Consider the following 18248-nt stretch of genomic DNA (forward strand, 5'->3'; position numbering starts at 1 on the left):
TAAGGATATTAACGATTTGATTATCAGTAAAGCGTGTCTTTTTCATAGGATTCTCCTGCTGGTATATTTTAGCAGTTAATCTCTATTTCTAAGTGTTCTTATTTATTGGGGGGATTACCAACACTATGCATTTTAGTAATACTATTCAGTGAAATTAAACATTCGCTACGGTTTACCCAAGCTTGAGCGATATCCAAATTCATTGCAATAACTTGATCATATAAAGCTAAAGCCTCAGAAAATCTATATTGCTGTTTAAGATTATTTGCTAAATTCACTAAGTATTGCGGTTGAACATCTGTTCTTTCTACTCTACAAGTTAATATAGCCTTCAAAAATAGAGAGCTAACTTCTGAGAGCTGCTTTATTAGCTTTACATTATTATGGCCCTGCTTATCAGAGGGTCTCTGAATCAAATTGCTCTTCGCATTTCCCAAGTTATAGTAATAACTATTGCGAGTTAAACAGCTTTCAAAGCTATCAGATTCCATTATTTCTAAACCTACATAGCTAGCTTCATTTTTTGAAGCCATGTGGCCTATATCGACAAACAACATTCCTAGCTTATAAAGTAAGTAAGAATATTGAATATCATCTTTGTTCACCGTAGTACGTAAAGTTGTATGTATATCTAAACATAGCTCAAAACTTTTTGTAAAATTTCCTAGGTCAATCATTCTTGAAGCACTTTCTATCTGAAAATTTATTTTTTCAAAATCATTTTTATCGTGATATTCCATGGAATTATCTCCAGTTCCTTGAACTATATATATATATGCTTGATCTAACCCTTAACACAAACCACCTGACGCAGTGTATGTACCACTTCTACCAAATCGCTTTGTGCTTGCATCACGTCATCAATATTTTTATAAGCCGCTGGAATTTCATCGATCACATCCGCGTCCTTTCGGCATTCTACGCCCTCGGTCTGCGCAATTTGATCGGCGACCGTAAATACCCTTTTTGCCTCAGTACGTGACATCACCCGACCTGCACCGTGCGAGCAAGAGCAAAACGATTCTTCGTTCCCTTTACCGCGTACGATGAATGATTTGGCACCCATCGACCCCGGAATGATTCCGTATTCACCAACGCGGGCACGTACCGCACCTTTGCGGGTTACAAATACTTCTTCGCCGTAATGTTGCTCTTTTTCTACATAGTTATGATGACAGTTCACTGCTTTTACGGCTGCATCAAACGGCTTGGGTATGATGTGGCGTAGTGCCTTGATGGCTTTTTCCATCATGATTTCACGGTTTTTAAAGGCAAAACGCTGCGCCCAACCAACCGCAAACCAATAATCATCAAAATGTTCTGTACCCTCGGCAAAGTAGGCTAAATCTTTATCTGGCAAATTGATAAACCACTTGCGCATGTCCTCACGTGCCAGCTCAATAAAGTAGCGACCGATGGCATTACCCACACCGCGTGAGCCTGAGTGCAGCATGATCCAAACTTGATTGGTCTCATCAAGGCACACCTCGACGAAATGGTTCCCCGTACCCAGAGTACCCAAATGATTAAGGTTATTGGTGTTTTTAAGTTTAGGATGCTTTTGGGTTATATAGTTAAAATCATCAACCAGTGTTCCCCAACCGTTCATTACGGTGTCGTCAGGGTTTGCCCATGCGCCGACATCACGGCGTGACCCGCGACCACGCGTTTTACTACGGCCATGTGGAATTGCTTTTTCAAGCTCCGTACGTAGACCAAGCAAACTGTCTGGCAAATCGTTCGCGGTTAGGGTGGTTTGTACTGCCATCATTCCGCAGCCAATATCGACGCCAACGGCAGCCGGAATAATCGCTTCTTTGGTTGGCAATACCGTACCGATAGTCGCGCCAATCCCAACGTGTACATCGGGCATCACCGCAAGCCATTTATATACAAACGGCATTTTTGATGCTTTGATCAATTGGTCGTGCGCTTTTGGATCAACAGGCACGCCCTTGGTCCAAAGTCTAATTGGCGTTCCATTGTCTTGAATAACGTTATGAGTAGTTGGTTGCATGTTGTATTCCTTAGCGTTGCAAAGTTTGTTTATTATGAAAGATGATTCTTACTTTATATAATGCTAAGGGCGTGCCAAGTTTTTAGAATATTTGATGTTTATTTATAAGTATCTGATATTATTAATTAATTTAAAAAATAAAAGTGGCTATCAATATGAGATATAATGAAAATAATTTCTAAAAATATGATATTTTATAAAAATATAGAAAGTTAACTATAAAAGGTCGTCGTATATGGATAAGAGATACCAAGTATTTGTGAGTTCTACATTTGCAGACTTACAAGATGAGAGAAGCAATGTTATTCAAACACTTATGGAAATGGACTGTATACCAGCTGGGATGGAGTTGTTTCCTGCTCTAGATGAAGAGCAGTTTGAATTCATAAAAAAGGTTATTGATGATAGTGATTACTACCTACTTATCGTAGGTGGTCGATACGGCAGTTTGTCTGAAAAAGGTATTAGCTATACAGAAATGGAGTATGACTACGCAATTAAACAAGGCATTAAGGTTGTTGCGTTAGTTCACGGTAGTCCTGAAAAATTAGCGGTTGAAAAAGTCGAAATGGATTCTGGAGCACGACAAAAACTACAAATTTTTAGAGAGAAGGTAACGACTAATCGTTTGGTAAAATTTTGGGATGATGCAAAAGAGTTATCTGGTTTAGTTGCGCTTAGTTTGCCCAAAACGATTAAAACTTATCCAGCTGTTGGATGGATAAGAGGAAATGAAGCAACTGATAATACTGATTTATTAAAGCAACTGAATAAACTTAGACAAGAAAAAGATGAGCTTGAAAAACAGGTTCAGGTTTTACAAGCAAATAATACTGAAATATTAGACTTAGCTCAAGGTGAGGATATTTTGACTATTAGTATTAGACATAACGTTAATAGAGGAGGTAAAAGAGAAAAAGTAAAGTTAGAATACTATATTTCATGGAATGAAATACTAAAGTTTATTGTTCCTAAAGTTTTACAGCCTTATCCTGAAAGAGCTATTCATGCAAATTTCACAAGTTATATAGCTTCTAAATATCCGGATGATTTTGATATTGTTTCAATAGATATAATAGACTTTGAGAATATTAAAATTCAATTATTAGCTCTTGAATATATAAGATTATTAGGCGATCCGATGGATATATTCTGGGAGATTATGCCTAGTGCGCGAAAAAAAATAGTCAGGTCATTGGCTTTAAAAAGATATGAGAGTGACCTAACTAATGATGAATAAAACCGCCGTCATCGGCTTCCTCGGCACTACTTTAGACAATGGTTTTAATGATAAGCGTTGGCAAAGATGGCGTCCAACAGTGAGTCTAGGGTTGCATGATGAGCTACTCGTTGATGAGCTGCATATCTTATATAGCAAGCGCGATAAGCGCCTGTTTAAAATAATTGTCGATGACGTGGCACAAGTTAGTCCGAACACTACCGTTATTGGTCATCATGTGGCTTTGACCAGTCCATGGGATTTTGCCGATGTTTATGCTGAGCTGTATGACTTTGCAGCAGGGTTTGATTTTCAGGACAGTACCGACTACTTGCTGCATCTGACCACAGGTACGCATGTGGCGCAGATTTGCTGGTTCTTGTTGGTAGAAGCAGGCTTTATACCAGCTGATTTGATTCAGACCTCGCCTTGCCCAAGACCTGACCAAGCCGATCCGCAAGGGCGCTATCAAGTGATCGATCTAGACGTCTCGCGCTACGATGGCTTGCGCGAGCGTTTTGAGGCAGAAAAGCAGCAACATTGGCAGACCTTGCAAGCCAACCTAGTCACCCAAAACGCCGCTTATCAAAAGCTCATCTCCGATATTGAAAAAGTCGCCACCCGATCAACCGCACCCATATTATTAATGGGCGCAACAGGGGCGGGCAAGTCGCAACTGGCAGGCCAAATCTACGCGCTCAAAAAAGCCAAAGCTAACAGTACACAAGGCAAAAACACGCTTGAACAATTCGTCGAGGTCAACTGCGCCACGCTACGTGGTGACACTGCCATGAGTGTGCTATTCGGTCATGTCAAAGGTGCATTTACGGGAGCTGCGACGAGCCGTGATGGCCTGCTAAAATCAGCCGATGGTGGATTATTATTCTTAGATGAAATCGGCGAATTAGGGCTTGATGAGCAAGCAATGCTATTGACCGCACTTGAGGAACAATGCTTTTACCCGCTCGGTAGTGATACGCCGATTAGCGTATCGTTTCAGCTAATGGCAGGCACCAATAAAGACTTGCGGCAAGCGGTCGCTAATGGCGAGTTTCGAGCGGATTTGTTTGCGCGTCTTAATACATGGACGTTCTTTTTGCCATCACTCAAAGACAGGTTAGAGGACTTACCTGCCAATATCGATTATGAGCTAGCGCGCTTGGGTAACGAGCAACAGCAGCACTATCGATTTACCCCAGAAGCAAGGCAGTTGTATGAATCTTTTGCGATGAGTGCGGATGCGACATGGCAAGGCAATTTTCGTGATTTGACTTGCCAGTATGATTCGTCTGACTACACTTGCTGAGAGTAAAGTTATTCGCAATGATGATGTGCAAGCGGAGATTGAACGCTTAACGCATCTTTGGGCGTTACCTGATAGTTTGAATGGCTCTGATAGCTTAAATGGCGGTAATGGCAGGACTAAAAATAGCCCAAGCAATAATAGCCCCGATACTACTCTAGATAGTGAAACCATCGAGCAGGGTAGCCATAACGTTTTACGCCAATATCTTGATGAAGATATGCTGGCGACTATTGATCCGTTTGATGCAGTGCAACTGGCGTATGTGATTGAGGTGTGTATTAACCATAAAAATCAAGCGGCGGCTGGGCGCTATCTGTATGCCAACTCACGCGATAAGCTAAAAAGCCCGAACGATAGCGATAGATTGCGTAAGTATCTGCTGAAGTTTGGTTTGAAGTTTGATGAGCTAAAATAAAGCATCTTCCATAAGACAAAACCCATCGACTAAGCCAAGATGCTTGTACTATAGATTTATCATTTGTTCTCTTTTAAACCCCGCCACCAATCCGCTCAGCCAACGCCTGCAATTTTGGCACAATCATCGCTGCATATTCTTCTGATTCCCAGTTGGCACTCGGCACACTGGCATTGAGCGAATAAGCATATTGCCCAGTCGCAACATCAAAGACTCCAACGGCCACTGCCAATATATCTGTAGAGAATTCACCATCTGATACCGTATAGCCATGCGCTTTATAATGCTCTGCTGCTTTAGATAGAGCAGACTGCGCATGCTTATAATCCTCTGTAGATAAATGCTCTTTTAAATTACTGTCAATGACAGCCTGTCTCGCTGGCGAGCTAGACGCATAAAAAGCGCGTCCAATAGCGGTGCGAGCGACGGGTACTGCTGAGCCAACTTGCAAATTGACCGATAGGCGAGCAGGGCTACGACAGCAAGCATGATAGCGCATTTCTCCTTCGACCTCGGTTGCCAAGTTTACTGATACCTGATTATTACTCGCAAACTGTCGCAGTGACGGCTCAGCTGCTGCGACCATATCGTGACGACTCCATGCAGTGGCGCTAAGTCGCACCGCACTACTGCCCAATTGATACTGTCCGTGTTCCGTAATGCGCAAAAATCCAAGTGTCATCAAGGTATGAATCAGACGCGTGATGGTCGCTTTTGGCAGTCCGGTCATTTGACATAACTGTTGATGACTCAGCTGCTCATGATGCTCAAATGCTGATAACAGAGTCAGTCCACGCCCCAATGCAGTGACGAATTGTCTGTCATTATCATCTTTACTCTTCTCAAGGATGCTATTCATTCGAGTCAGTAATGGTAGAGCTGCTGATATATTTTTTGTCATTTTATGCTCATTTTATTTGATAAAGGTTTACAGCGACCCGAAACTTTGGTTTAATGGATTTAAATTATGAAACTAAGTTTCGCACAGCGGAATTGGTAAGTCAATAACCTATTAAGTCAATTTACTCATTAATTACTACTCGTCGGTCAGGATGACTGATATCAAGGAGATCCACATGGCAACATCTACGCGTCCAAGTTTTGACTGGGAAGATCCTTTTTTATTGCGCGATCAGCTGACTGACGAAGAGCGTATGGTAACGGACAGCGCTCGCCAGTTTTTTCAAAAAGAGCTGATGCCTGGTATTGTTGAAGCCAATCGCAATGAGAATTTTGACCGTAATATCATGCGTCAAATGGGTGAAATGGGTTTGCTTGGCATGACCATTGAAGGTTATGGCTGCGCTGGATTATCACATGTTGCCTACGGTTTAGTTGCTAAGGAAATAGAAGCCGTTGACTCAGGCTACCGCTCAGCGATGAGTGTGCAATCAAGCTTGGTCATGCATCCTATTTGGGCGTACGGTACTGAGGAACAAAGAGAGAGATATTTGCCCAAGCTTGCAACTGGCGAATATGTTGGCTGTTTTGGTCTGACGGAGCCAGATTCAGGCTCAGATCCTGCGTCGATGTCGACACGAGCGCGTGCAGTTGACGGCGGTTATGAGCTGACGGGTAATAAGATGTGGATTACCAACAGTCCTATCGCTGATGTGTTTGTCGTTTGGGCAAAAGATGATGCTGGTGAGATTCGTGGTTTTATCTTAGATAAAGGTATAAAAGGGCTGTCCGCACCGAAAATTGAAGGCAAATTCTCATTACGTGCATCAGTCACGGGTGAGATTGTCATGGACAAAGTATTCGTCCCTGAAGCCAATGCTTTCCCAGATATCCGTGGTCTAAAAGGACCGTTTGGCTGCTTAAATAAAGCCCGTTACGGTATCGCATGGGGCGCGATGGGGGCAGCTGAATTCTGCTGGAAAGCAGCACGCCAGTACACGCTAGACCGTAAGCAATTTGGTCGTCCGTTAGCTGCGACGCAATTGGTACAGCTGAAACTTGCCAATATGCAAACAGAAATCGCTTTGGGTCTGCAAGCAGCGCTACGTGTTGGTCGTCTGATGGATGAAGACAATGCGGCGCCTGAGATGATCTCACTTATTAAGCGTAATAACTGTGGTAAAGCGCTAGATATCGCACGTGTTTCTCGTGATATGCATGGTGGTAATGGTATCTCTGATGAGTTCCACATTATTCGTCATGTTATGAACCTAGAGGCGGTGAACACCTATGAAGGGACGCACGATATTCATGCGCTCATCTTAGGACGTGCGCAGACTGGCATTCAAGCGTTTTATTAATTGTTGTTAATTAATAAGCATTAGCTAATAGATATTAGCTAGTTTCTACACCATAAACGTACGTTACTGTTTGGCTTTTTAATAAGCTGTTATAGACAGTAGCGTGCGTTTCTGATTTTTATACATCGTTGTTATGCATTGTTGTTATCCATCATTTATCCATCATTTATTTATCATTGTCTATTATTTAAAGCATTTAAAGCATTTAAAGCATTAAAAGATAAATGATGCATAGCAATTTTTTATCAAAGAATAGGTTACATAATAAGGGAGTATTATGACTGACATGGCAAAAGGCGCATTACAAGGTATCAAAGTGCTCGACTTATCGAGAGTATTAGCCGGTCCTTCTTGCACTCAAATACTCGCCGATTTGGGTGCCGACGTTATCAAGGTTGAGCGTCCAGATATCGGTGATGAAACACGTCATTGGGCACCGCCAACATTCAGCGATGACACCTCCGCTTATTACTCCACCATTAACCGCAATAAAAAATCCCTCACCGTCGATATTAATACCCCTGCAGGGCAAACCATTATCAAGCAGCTTATCGCTAACAGCGATATTGTGGTTGAGAACTTTAAAGTTGGCGGTCTTAAGAAGTACGGCTTAGATTATGACAGTCTGAAACAAGACAATCCGCGCCTAATTTATGCCTCATTGACGGGTTTTGGTCAGACAGGACCAGATGCCAAGCGCCCCGGTTATGACTATATTATTCAAGGTCTATCAGGCTTGATGAGTATTACGGGTCCGAGCGATGGCGAACCGCATAAGGTTGGCGTGGCAGTTGTTGATTTGTTTGCAGGTTTACAGCTGACCATTGGTATTCAAGCAGCATTAATAGCTCGACAGCATACTGGAGTTGGGCAACATGTCGATGTGGCATTGCTTGATAGTGCGCTTGCCATGCTGGCTAATGTTGGTATGAATCATTTGGCATCAGGCAGGGTACCGCCAAGACTCGGTAACCAGCATCCTAATATCGTGCCTTATCAAGTGTTTGCTGGCGAGGGCGAGCAGCATTTTATTTTAGCTTGCGGCAATGACAGTCAGTTTGCCAAACTGTGCAATGTGCTTGCAGTTGATTGGCATATCGACAAGTGTTTTATGACCAATCCACAACGCGTTGCCAATCGTGAGCTACTGTGCGCTGAGCTGAGTAAGAAATTTGTCGAGCAACCACGTACTTATTGGTTGGAGGTGTTAGATCAAGCAGGTATCCCATGCGGAGCGATTCATAATGTCGCTGAAGCCTTGGCAATGCCGCAAGCGCTGGCACGTGAGATGGTGGTTGATTTTGCCACGCAAGGCAGTCCGGTAAGAGCACTTGGTAGTCCAATCAAACTATCTGCATCACCCGTCACTTATCGGTCACCGCCACCGAAGTTGAGCGAGCATACCGATAGTACGCTTGCTGATTTGGGCTATGACAGCGACATGATAGCCAAGCTTAAAGCCGATGGAATTGTTTAGTTAAGCATCAAAAAAAGCGCCATTGGAAAAAATGTTAAACAAAGGAATGTTGAGCATGAAAATATATAGCCATGAAAACCTAAGCCTGCACAGACCACTCCCTTATTTTTCTTATGGAAAGATGCATGAGCCGTTAGAGATACCAGAGCGTATGGTTGAGTTCTTAAAAGCACCAGCAGCGTTAGGGTTAGAGGTGACGACCGTTACCGATATTGGCATTGGGCCTATATTAGCGGTTCACGATTTTGGTTACGTTGAGTTTCTCAAACATGGCTATGATGACTGGATAGCAGTCGAGGAAGACTTGGGCGCGCAGGTACAGACGGGGATTTTTTTGCCGTATGACAATCCCGGTATCGGTATCATGGCAAAAGCAGCAAAGTATCAAGCGGATGATAGCGCGCCTATCAGCGAGCATTCTTGGACATCTATTTATTGGTCTGCGCAGACTGCACTCAATGCGGCTGAAGCATTGCTGAACGATGATTTGTCAGATACCGAGCGTGCCGAAAGTCATATACAGCTTTGCTTCTCACGGCCTCCTGGTCATCATGCTCGCAAAAGCGCCGCTGGCGGATTTTGCTATCTAAATAATGCAGCCATCATCGCTGAACATCTGCGGCAAAAATACGAAAAAATCGCCATCATAGACACCGACATGCACCACGGACAAGGTATTCAAGAGATATTTTATGATCGCAGCGATGTTCTTTATACCTCGGTTCACGGTGACCCCGTTAACTTCTATCCCGCCGTGACAGGGCATGCGTTTGAAAGAGGCGTGGGCGAGGGTGAAGGCTATAACATTAACTTCCCGATGCCACATGGCACCGATGAAGCTGGGTTTTTTGAGTATGTTGATAAATCTATCGAAGCGATGACGCTATTTGACCCTGATGTCATTGTGCATGTCTTAGGTTTTGATGTTTATGAGAACGACCCAGAAGCGAGATGTGCGGTGAGTACGAAAGGATTTAAAATATTGGCACAAAAGATGAAAGCGCTAAATAAACCACTGATTGTTTTAGTCGAGGGCGGTTATTACTTGCAAAAGCTCAATGACAATTTGCAAGCATTTTTATCAGGGCTTATTTCAGAAGATTAACAGTTATCACCAAAATAACTGAAAGAGTTTGAAGTAAGCAAGAAACTAGCAGCGTTTTAACTTTATTTATTATCGATAAAACCCAAACGCTGCTCAATTTGCTGCGCCAATTCAATCAATACTGCGCTGACCTCAGCACGCTTGGACTCATATTCGCCTTGCAAAAAGCTAACCGCCATACCCGCAACGGCATTGCCTGACGCATTGCGAATATAAGTACCCAAACAATACATCCCTTCGCGAAGTTGCCCATCATCGAGTGAGATGCGACTGTTTTGAATGGCGGTCAACTCGGTGGACAAATCGCTAAAGTTATCAACACCGTGTTGGGTAATAGGTGCGGGGAAACCGGTAGCGTAGATAGATTTTATACTGTCCATAGAGAAGGTTGAAAGCATGGCTTTGCCCGTGGCAGAGAATACCGCTGGTACGCGAACGCCAGCGCGAAAGGTAAAGCCAAGCGGGGCAGGCGCTTCATGACAGGCTAAAAACACCACTTCACCTAAATCAAGCTTAGATAAGGTGACTGTATGCTGAAGAAGAATCGGATACTGGACAATAAGGTCTTTAAATAACTGGATGACGCCTTGCTGCTGCTCATACTTACCCGCCCAATACATCAAATAAGAGCCTAAATGAAAGCGGCTATCGCTGTCTTTATAGATGACATGCTTGGTCAAAAGACTTTGCAAAATATTGTGGGTTGAGCTACGTGGTAGATTGAGCTCTTTCGCAATATGAGCTGCCGTTAAAGGCTGCGCACTGTCGGTAATTAAATCTAAAATCTGAAAGGTTTTGTCCAAGGCAGGAACGGCAGTTGAGCTCATAAGGAACCTATAAAAGTCAGTAGAATTGAGACAATATAAAAATAACGCGATAAATTATCATTAAAATGAGAATAGGGGTTGCAAATGGCTGGCTATCATTCTTATAATGATGTCTCATATGTAGAATAGAAGTTCAGTATATTGAACACTTAGCAAGTTATCAATAATTATTTAAATCATAACCTTCTATTTATTGTTATTCACTTATCGCTATAAATCTGCGAATCCTATTTGCAAACCTCAATTGACAAGGAGCGTCACAATGTCACAACTGTCACAGTCTACGCTACAGCTATCGAACCCAGATCTACTTAAACAGCAGTGTTTCATCAAAGATGGCTGGCATGCCGCTAGTGATGACTCGACTATTGATGTGAGCAATCCTTTCAACGGCGATATCATCGGTACGGTACCAAGCCTAACGACCGACGATGTGAACGACACGGTTACCGCCTCTCATGAAGCCCAGATCCTTTGGGCAGCCAAAACCCCGAAAGAGCGTGCTGAGCTACTACAAAAGTGGGCAGACCTCATCGATGCCAATAAAGAAGACTTGGCTATCATTATGACCGCTGAGCAAGGCAAACCTCTAAACGAGTCGCGCGGTGAAGTGGGCTATGCCAATAGCTTTATCCGTTGGTTTGCCGAAGAAGGCAAGCGTGTTTATGGCGACGTTATCCCCGCCAATAGCGCGCAGCTACGTCATGTGGTACTCAAGCAGCCCGTTGGTGTCTGCGCGGCGATCACGCCTTGGAATTTCCCAGCAGCGATGATTACCCGTAAAGCCGCGCCAGCATTGGCAGCAGGCTGCACGATGATTATTAAACCTGCGACTGAAACGCCATTTTCTGCACTAGCACTCGCTGCATTGGCTGAACAAGCAGGTATTCCAGCAGGCGTTATCCAAGTAGTGACGGGCAAATCCTCAACCATCGGCGATATCCTAACGGGCGATGTACGCATTCATAAGCTTTCATTCACAGGCTCTACCGAAGTTGGTCGTACCTTAATGGCTCAATGTGCGACAACCATCAAAAAACTGTCATTAGAGCTGGGCGGTAATGCGCCATTTATCGTCTTTGATGACGCTGATCTGGAAAAAGCGGCTGAAGGCTTAATTGCTTCTAAATATCGTAACGCTGGTCAAACTTGTGTTTGTGCCAACCGTGTCTATGTGCAAGACAGCATTAAAGATGAATTCCTAGATGTGTTTGTGAAAAAAGTCGCTGAATTAAATGTCGGTAACGGCATGGATGAAGGCGTGGATATTGGTCCTTTGATTAATCAAAAGGCGCTAGAAAAAGTGCAAGCGCTACTTAAAGATGCTTTAGACAAAGGCGCGACACTTATCGCTGGCGGCAGCACCAATGACGCCTCAGAGCTTACTTATAATCCAACGGTCATTACCGATATCAATGCTGCGATGGATATCGCGCACGAAGAAATCTTTGGCCCTATTGCCACTATCTTTACCTTTAAAGATGAGGCAGACGTTATTCGTCAAGCCAACGATACTATCTACGGTTTGGCTGCCTATTTCTACAGTGGCAATTATGGACGTTCATGGCGTGTCACTGAAGGTCTTGAATACGGCATTATTGGTCATAATACTGGGCTTATTTCTACTGAAGTCGCTCCATTTGGCGGTGTCAAGCAGTCTGGCTTTGGCCGCGAAGGCTCAAAATACGGCATTGAAGAGTATGTCGTGACCAAATACTGGTGCTCTGACGTCAGCTAATCGTCTAGCGACATACGCTCTCTTTTAAGGTTTTAATTGTCACACCGTATCGAACGGGATTCAGCACCATGAATCCCCTCTATAGCTAGCAACTAATAATTGTTAATTATTAGATAAACCATTCCTCAAAACCGCCATTCAATCATTGGCACTTATGTTAAAAATAAAGAAAAGGATATTCCCATGACGACTACCAATAAATCACTACTTGAGCGCCGTAAAGCTGTGTTACCAACAGGACTTGGCGTTGCCTATCCCATCTTTGCAGAAAAAGCCAAAAACTCAGAAGTTTGGGATGTTGAAGGCAATCGTTATATTGACTTCGTTGGTGGTATCTCAGTACTGAATACGGGTCACAGCCATCCAAAAATCACCCAGCGCGTGCATGAGCAACTTGACAAGTTTACCCATACTGCGGCGCAAATGATCAACTATGAATGCTATGTGGATCTTGCCGAAAAACTTTGCGAAAAAGCGCCTATCAGCGGTGAGAAAAAAGCCTTCTTTTTAACGACTGGTGCAGAAGCGGTCGAAAACTGTATCAAGATTGCTCGTGCGAAAACTGGTCGTCCAGGTATCATCTCTTTCGTTGGTGGTTGGCACGGTCGTACTTTAATGTGCATGAGTCTGACAGGTAAAGTGCTGCCGTACAAAAAGAACTTTGGCCCAATGCCAGGCCCTGTATTCCATGCGCTATTCCCAGCTGAAGAGTTGAATGTCACAGAAGCACAAGCGCTGCATAGCCTTGAGATGATTTTCCAAGCAGATATCGATCCTAGCGAAGTGGCAGCGATGATTATCGAGCCAGTACAAGGCGAGGGTGGTTTCCATCAAGTAACCCCATCATTTGCCAAATCTCTACGCGATATCTGTGACGAGCATGGCATTGTCTTGATTTTTGATGAAGTGCAATGTGGTTTTGCCCGTACGGGTACGTTGTTTGCCACCGAGCAGTTGGGCGTTGAGCCAGATCTAATGACCAGTGCTAAGAGCTTGGCAGGTGGTTATCCTATCTCTGCCGTTATCGGTCGCGCTGATATCATGGATGCGCCGCAAGTCGGCGGTTTGGGCGGTACATACTCTGGTAATCCACTGGCTTGTGTGGCTGCACTCGCTGTCATGGAAGTCATCGAAGAAGAGAACCTACTTGAGCGCAGTATTGAGATTGGCGACAAAATCGAAGCCTTCTTAAAGGGTTTAAACTTAAGCAGTATCGGTCATATTCGCCATAAAGGCGCCATGCTAGCGTTTGAATTAATCGATAGTGAAGGCAAGCCTGATGTGGAAGCGACGACTAATTTGAAAGCCAAAGCATTTGAGCAAGGTTTATTATTAGCATCTTGCGGTATGTATGGCAACGCCATTCGCGTGATGGTGCCATTGACGGTTGAAGATGAAGTGCTCCAAGAAGGTCTAGATATTATCAAAGGTATCCTAACCGCTTAATAAGTATTCAGTATTTATTTATAGTGAAATACATCACTTTTAATCAAGCCTCGATCTTGGTTAAAAGGCTATCTTTAATAGCACAGCAAGATTGCCCATATGGCACTCGCTTTGAGTACATTTTTTACAACGGCGCCTTGCAAGTCAAGACGCCGTTGCTGTTTGTACTATTTGAATATGAAACAAGTAGTGCCGAACAGCTTGGATCAAAAGGTATATATGATAATTATGATGGGTACTATCCCACTAAACAAAAAATAGTGTGACCGTCAAGGGTTAACACGGATGACACACAGACAAGGAGCAGGTTATGTCTGAATTAAAAAAATCGTTAGGGACGCTAGATATTATCGCCTTAGCATTCGGTGCTATGGTTGGTTGGGGCTGGGTAGTCTTGGCTGGTGGTTGGATTTTATCTGCGGGGACGTGGGGCGCAATGCTGGCGTTCTTGATAGGCGGTTTGGCAGTGATACTGATTGGTGTGACTTATGCCGAGCTTGCCGCATCGATGCCGATTACGGGCGGTGAGCATACCTATACGCATAGAGCACTGGGGGTAAATGTCTCCTTTATCTGCTCATGGAGTATTCTATTTGGGTATTTTTCGGTGGTCGCGTTTGAGGCGGTTGCCTTGCCGACAGTCGTAGAGTATTTTATCCCCAATTACAATCAAGGATATCTCTGGACCATCGCTGGTTGGGATGTTTATGCCACTTGGGTGGGCGTCGGGATGCTGGGCTCAGTCATCGTCACTTGGCTAAATATCCGCGGTATGGAAGTCAGTGCGTGGTTCCAAAAGACGGCCGTATTGGGCATCTTATTTGTGGGTACGTTGCTGTTCATTGGCGCAGTCATGTTCAATCCTGAAGGCTCAAACTCAGTACAAGCGCCTGCATTCATCGGTGGTATTGGCGGTATGATGGCCGTTATTGTCATGGTGCCGTTTATGTTTGTCGGCTTTGACGTTATTCCGCAAGCGGCAGAAGAAATTGATCTGACTCGTCCTAATATTGGTAAATTTTTGATTTTATCGATTGTCGTTGCGGTAATGTGGTACGTGGGTATCGCTTGGAGTGTTGGCACGACCTTGCCACTCTTACAAGCCGAAAACTCAACGCTCGCCACTGCGGATGCGATGACCAATGCTTGGCATGGTAAGTGGGCAGGTATTTTATTAGTCATTGGCGGTGTGCTTGGTATTTTATCAAGTTGGAATGCCTTCTTGATTGGTGGTAGCCGCCTACTTTATGCCATGTCAAAAGCACGTATGTTGCCCGCATTTTTAAGCAAGCTGCATCCAAAGTATAAGACGCCGTCGAATGCCATTTTATTGATCGGTGGTTTGGCGACACTAGCACCCTTGTTTGGTCGTAAAATGCTGGTGTGGATTGTCGATGCTGGTGGTTTTGGTATCGTTATTGCTTATACCTGTGTCGCTATCTCATTCTTAGTACTCCGCTACCGCGAGCCTGATATGGTACGCCCATTTAGAATACCAGCAGGTAAGCTCGTTGGTATGGTCACAATTGCGCTAAGTTTTGGAATACTCATGCTGTATATGCCAGGTATGCCATCCGCACTAACCCCTATCGAGTGGTGGATTTTCTTTGGTTGGACGGTCTTAGGCATTGCGTTATATGGCTATGCAAGGGTGAAGTATCCAGGTATTAGCGAGTCAATTATGGCAGAAGAGCTACGTGAATTAAAAATCGTCAATCAGTTGTGGTTAAAAGACAATCCACCTAAGCAATAGTTTTTTCGATGGGTTATTTGTTAATAACATCAACTTTCAAAAAAAAGCCTAACAGTCAATGTTAGGCTTTTTATTTTTCTAAAAATGACTCTATCGATTACGACTTATCACGAATCAATTTATAATTTAAAAACTCAGTGATACCAAGGGTGCCAAGCTCGCGACCAAATCCTGAGCGTTTGACGCCGCCAAACGGGGTATTGGCTTCGCTACCAGAAGGCGCATTGATAGTGACCATACCGACTTCTAATTGCTCAGCAATCTCAGCGGCTAGCGCAGCATCTTGTGTTTGGATAGAAGCACCAAGTCCGAAAGGCACATCATTAGCTATTTTGATGGCATGATCGATATCACAAGCTTTATAGACGACCGCCACAGGACCAAATAGCTCCTCACGATAAACATCCATAGACTCAGTTACATCTGTTAGTACCGCAGGCTTAAACCACGCACCCGGCCTGTCTTTCACCATGCCGCCTTCGACCAATACGGTCGCGCCTGCTTGAATGGCGCTATCGAGCTGTTCTTGCAAGTTAAATGCGGCTGCCTTTGAAGACATTGGACCAATGAAAGTACCTTCATCAAGTGGATCAGCAAGTGTCATATTGCTTACGGCATTAGTAAACCCTTCAACGAATTTATCATAAACAGATTCGACGACGATAAGGCGTTTGGCAGCATTACACGCTTGTCCTGTATTGCCAAAACGACCAGAAATAGCCCCTTTTATAGCTTGTTCGATATCCGCATCAGCTGCAACGATAAAGGCGTCTGAACCGCCAAGCTCTAGCACGACTTTTTTCAGCGCGCCGCCTGCTATTTTAGCAACCGCTTGCCCAGCTCGCTCAGAGCCTGTTAGCGAAACGCCTTGTACGCGGCTGTCTTCGATGATTGTTGCCGCTTGCTCATTGGTGGCAAACACATTGTTATAAACACCCTCTGGTAAGCCGGCATCTTTTAGGATATCAGCGATGGCTTCTGCAGTCTTAGGACATTGCGGCGCATGCTTTAGAATAACGGTATTGCCTGCCATAAAGTTTGGCGCGACAAAACGTGCCACTTGATAGTGCGGGTAGTTCCACGGCATGATACCTAATAGAGCGCCCACAGGACGTTTTTCTACCGAAGCTGACCCTGAATCAACATCAATGGTACTAGGTGCTAGTAGCTGCTCAGCGTTGTCTGCATAGTAGCGATAGATATCGGCAACTAGACCGATTTCACCTTTTGCTTGTGCAACGGGCTTGCCCATCTCATTGGCAACGATGCGAGCCAGCTCATCTTGACGTTCAAGATAGATATCGGCAATTTTACGAAGTATGGCACTGCGCTCATCCAATGAAACCTGACGCCAATCTTGATAAGCAGTAGCGGCTTGTGCAATAGCGTTCTGGATGTCCTGCTCAGTTGACGTAAGGTAGGTGGCTTCTACTTCGCCAGTGGCTGGGTTATTAACTTGATAATCGCTCATAGCTATGTCCTTTTTTAAAATATTATTGGGTTCAAAATCCATTTGGGTCTATATTTTTATGCGCGTGCTTTTAATTGATGATTTTAGTTAATGCTTTTAATTGATGATTTTGGCTGCTGCTGAGTAACACAGTGAATATTACCACCGCCAAAGACAATCTCCTTTGTGCGTACTCCCACTACTTGATGCTGAGGAAATACTTTTTCAAGCTGCTCGATGGCTAATGAATCATTTTCATCATCATATTGCGGTACGATGATAGCCTCATTACAAATTAAAAAATTGGCATACGAAGCGATACAAACATCACCAGTCTGACGCGCCTTGGCATCATCAGACTGCTCAATATCATAGTTCTCAGGTAAAGTAATAGGTTGCTTGGTACAGCAAAGCTTATGGACTTTTAGGCGGCGACCTTTGGCATCGGTCATATTTGAGAGCTGCTCATAGGCTTTTTGTGTTGCTTTATAAAATGGATGCTCAGAATCATCAGTGTATAAACAAACCACTTCACCAGGGCGCGCAAAGCAGGCAATATCATCAATATGACCAGTGGTTTCGTCAGGATCGATACCGTCATCAATCCACAGTACTTTTTGCACATTGAGATAGGCTTTTAACTTGTCTTCAATTTGATCTTCGGTTAGGTGTGGGTTACGTCCAGGACTGAGCAAACACATACGTGTGGTCAGAACGGTGCCTTCACCATCGACATGAAATGCACCGCCTTCCATCACAAAGTCATCCGTTCGATAGCGTTTGATATCTAGATGGTCACATAAGCGTTCAGCCAGCTTATCATCGTCATCCCATGGCGAGTATAGTCCGTCATAGTCGCCGCCCCATGCATTGAATGTCCAATCACAAGCGCGTAGCTCGCCTTTATCATTGATTAAAAATGTCGGGACAGTATCACGCGCCCAAGCATCGTTGCTGGGCACGGATATGACGTCGATGTCAGCAGGTAGACTATCGCGGCATGATTGATAATTATCAGGATTGACCAGTACGCCAACCTCACAAAATCTGTTGATTGCCAATGCAACATCAGCATAAGATTTCTGAGCAGGAGCGGCTTGCTGTCGCCAGTTATCAGCACGGTAAGGCCATACCATCCATATTTTTTGTATCGGCTCAAATTCTGCTGGCATGTAAAAGCCGTCTTGTTGTGGTGTTGAGCCAGTGATTGATTGGTTCGGTAATAATGACATAT

General features: G+C 44.1%; 13 protein-coding genes and 1 pseudogene. 8 read left to right on the top strand and 6 right to left on the bottom strand.

Annotated features, from left to right (window positions below):
- Nucleotides 1–98 precede the first annotated feature (98 nt).
- Both ACP7AE_RS07920 and ACP7AE_RS07925 read right to left on the bottom strand, forming a co-directional pair.
- Nucleotides 99–740, bottom strand: a complete 642-nt coding sequence (locus ACP7AE_RS07920; protein ID WP_426242351.1) for a hypothetical protein — start codon at nucleotides 738–740, stop codon at nucleotides 99–101.
- 44 nt (nucleotides 741–784) lie between these two features.
- Nucleotides 785–2017 carry an RtcB family protein gene (locus ACP7AE_RS07925; protein WP_426242353.1) on the bottom strand — a complete coding sequence of 411 codons (1233 nt, stop codon included), beginning with the start codon at nucleotides 2015–2017 and terminating at the stop codon, nucleotides 785–787.
- Between the two features lie 235 nt (nucleotides 2018–2252).
- Here ACP7AE_RS07925 and ACP7AE_RS07930 point away from each other — a divergent pair, with 235 nt between their 5' ends.
- A complete protein-coding gene (locus ACP7AE_RS07930; protein WP_426242355.1) occupies nucleotides 2253–3257 on the top strand; it encodes a DUF4062 domain-containing protein in 1005 nt (334 codons plus the stop codon).
- A pseudogene (rtcR, locus tag ACP7AE_RS07935) lies at nucleotides 3247–4957 on the top strand (RNA repair transcriptional activator RtcR). Before ACP7AE_RS07930 ends, rtcR begins: the two are co-directional and overlap by 11 nt.
- A 73-nt stretch (nucleotides 4958–5030) precedes the next feature.
- Here rtcR and ACP7AE_RS07940 read toward each other — a convergent pair.
- Nucleotides 5031–5858: an IclR family transcriptional regulator gene (locus ACP7AE_RS07940; RefSeq protein WP_426242357.1), complete on the bottom strand. Its 828-nt coding sequence runs from the start codon at nucleotides 5856–5858 to the stop codon at nucleotides 5031–5033.
- Between the two features lie 175 nt (nucleotides 5859–6033).
- On the opposite strand from ACP7AE_RS07940, the gene ACP7AE_RS07945 reads away from it, so the two are divergent.
- From ACP7AE_RS07945 to ACP7AE_RS07955, 3 genes are all read left to right on the top strand, one after another.
- The gene (locus tag ACP7AE_RS07945) at nucleotides 6034–7218 is read left to right on the top strand and encodes an acyl-CoA dehydrogenase (RefSeq protein ID WP_201539894.1); all 1185 of its coding nucleotides are present in this window, start codon (nucleotides 6034–6036) and stop codon (nucleotides 7216–7218) included.
- A gap of 277 nt (nucleotides 7219–7495) precedes the next feature.
- On the top strand, nucleotides 7496–8695 hold the full coding sequence (locus ACP7AE_RS07950; protein ID WP_426242359.1) for a CaiB/BaiF CoA transferase family protein: 1200 nt from the start codon (nucleotides 7496–7498) through the stop codon (nucleotides 8693–8695).
- 55 nt (nucleotides 8696–8750) lie between these two features.
- Entirely contained in the window at nucleotides 8751–9800 is a 1050-nt protein-coding gene (locus ACP7AE_RS07955; RefSeq protein ID WP_426242361.1) for a histone deacetylase family protein, read from the top strand.
- Nucleotides 9801–9862: 62 nt separating this feature from the next.
- Here the strand turns inward: ACP7AE_RS07955 and ACP7AE_RS07960 are convergent, their stop codons facing one another.
- Nucleotides 9863–10627 carry an IclR family transcriptional regulator gene (locus tag ACP7AE_RS07960; RefSeq protein ID WP_193008961.1) on the bottom strand — a complete coding sequence of 255 codons (765 nt, stop codon included), beginning with the start codon at nucleotides 10625–10627 and terminating at the stop codon, nucleotides 9863–9865.
- A gap of 262 nt (nucleotides 10628–10889) precedes the next feature.
- Between ACP7AE_RS07960 and ACP7AE_RS07965 the strand changes: the two genes are divergently transcribed.
- From ACP7AE_RS07965 to ACP7AE_RS07975, 3 genes are all read left to right on the top strand, one after another.
- Complete coding sequence (locus ACP7AE_RS07965; RefSeq protein WP_426242363.1) at nucleotides 10890–12365, top strand: NAD-dependent succinate-semialdehyde dehydrogenase; 1476 nt, start codon at nucleotides 10890–10892, stop codon at nucleotides 12363–12365.
- A 183-nt stretch (nucleotides 12366–12548) separates the two neighbouring features.
- Nucleotides 12549–13811 carry a 4-aminobutyrate--2-oxoglutarate transaminase gene (gabT, locus tag ACP7AE_RS07970; protein ID WP_193008959.1) on the top strand — a complete coding sequence of 421 codons (1263 nt, stop codon included), beginning with the start codon at nucleotides 12549–12551 and terminating at the stop codon, nucleotides 13809–13811.
- 310 nt (nucleotides 13812–14121) lie between these two features.
- On the top strand, nucleotides 14122–15564 hold the full coding sequence (locus ACP7AE_RS07975; RefSeq protein ID WP_045445480.1) for an APC family permease: 1443 nt from the start codon (nucleotides 14122–14124) through the stop codon (nucleotides 15562–15564).
- Between the two features lie 97 nt (nucleotides 15565–15661).
- Here ACP7AE_RS07975 and ACP7AE_RS07980 read toward each other — a convergent pair whose 3' ends face one another.
- The gene (locus tag ACP7AE_RS07980; RefSeq protein WP_426242365.1) at nucleotides 15662–17035 is read right to left on the bottom strand and encodes an NAD-dependent succinate-semialdehyde dehydrogenase; all 1374 of its coding nucleotides are present in this window, start codon (nucleotides 17033–17035) and stop codon (nucleotides 15662–15664) included.
- A gap of 83 nt (nucleotides 17036–17118) precedes the next feature.
- Nucleotides 17119–18246: an agmatine deiminase gene (aguA, locus tag ACP7AE_RS07985; protein WP_426242367.1), complete on the bottom strand. Its 1128-nt coding sequence runs from the start codon at nucleotides 18244–18246 to the stop codon at nucleotides 17119–17121.
- Between the last annotated feature and the right edge of the window lie 2 nt (nucleotides 18247–18248).

Source organism: Psychrobacter sp. TWP2-1-2, assembly GCF_049896785.1.
In the GTDB taxonomy this organism is placed as follows: Bacteria; Pseudomonadota; Gammaproteobacteria; order Pseudomonadales; family Moraxellaceae; genus Psychrobacter.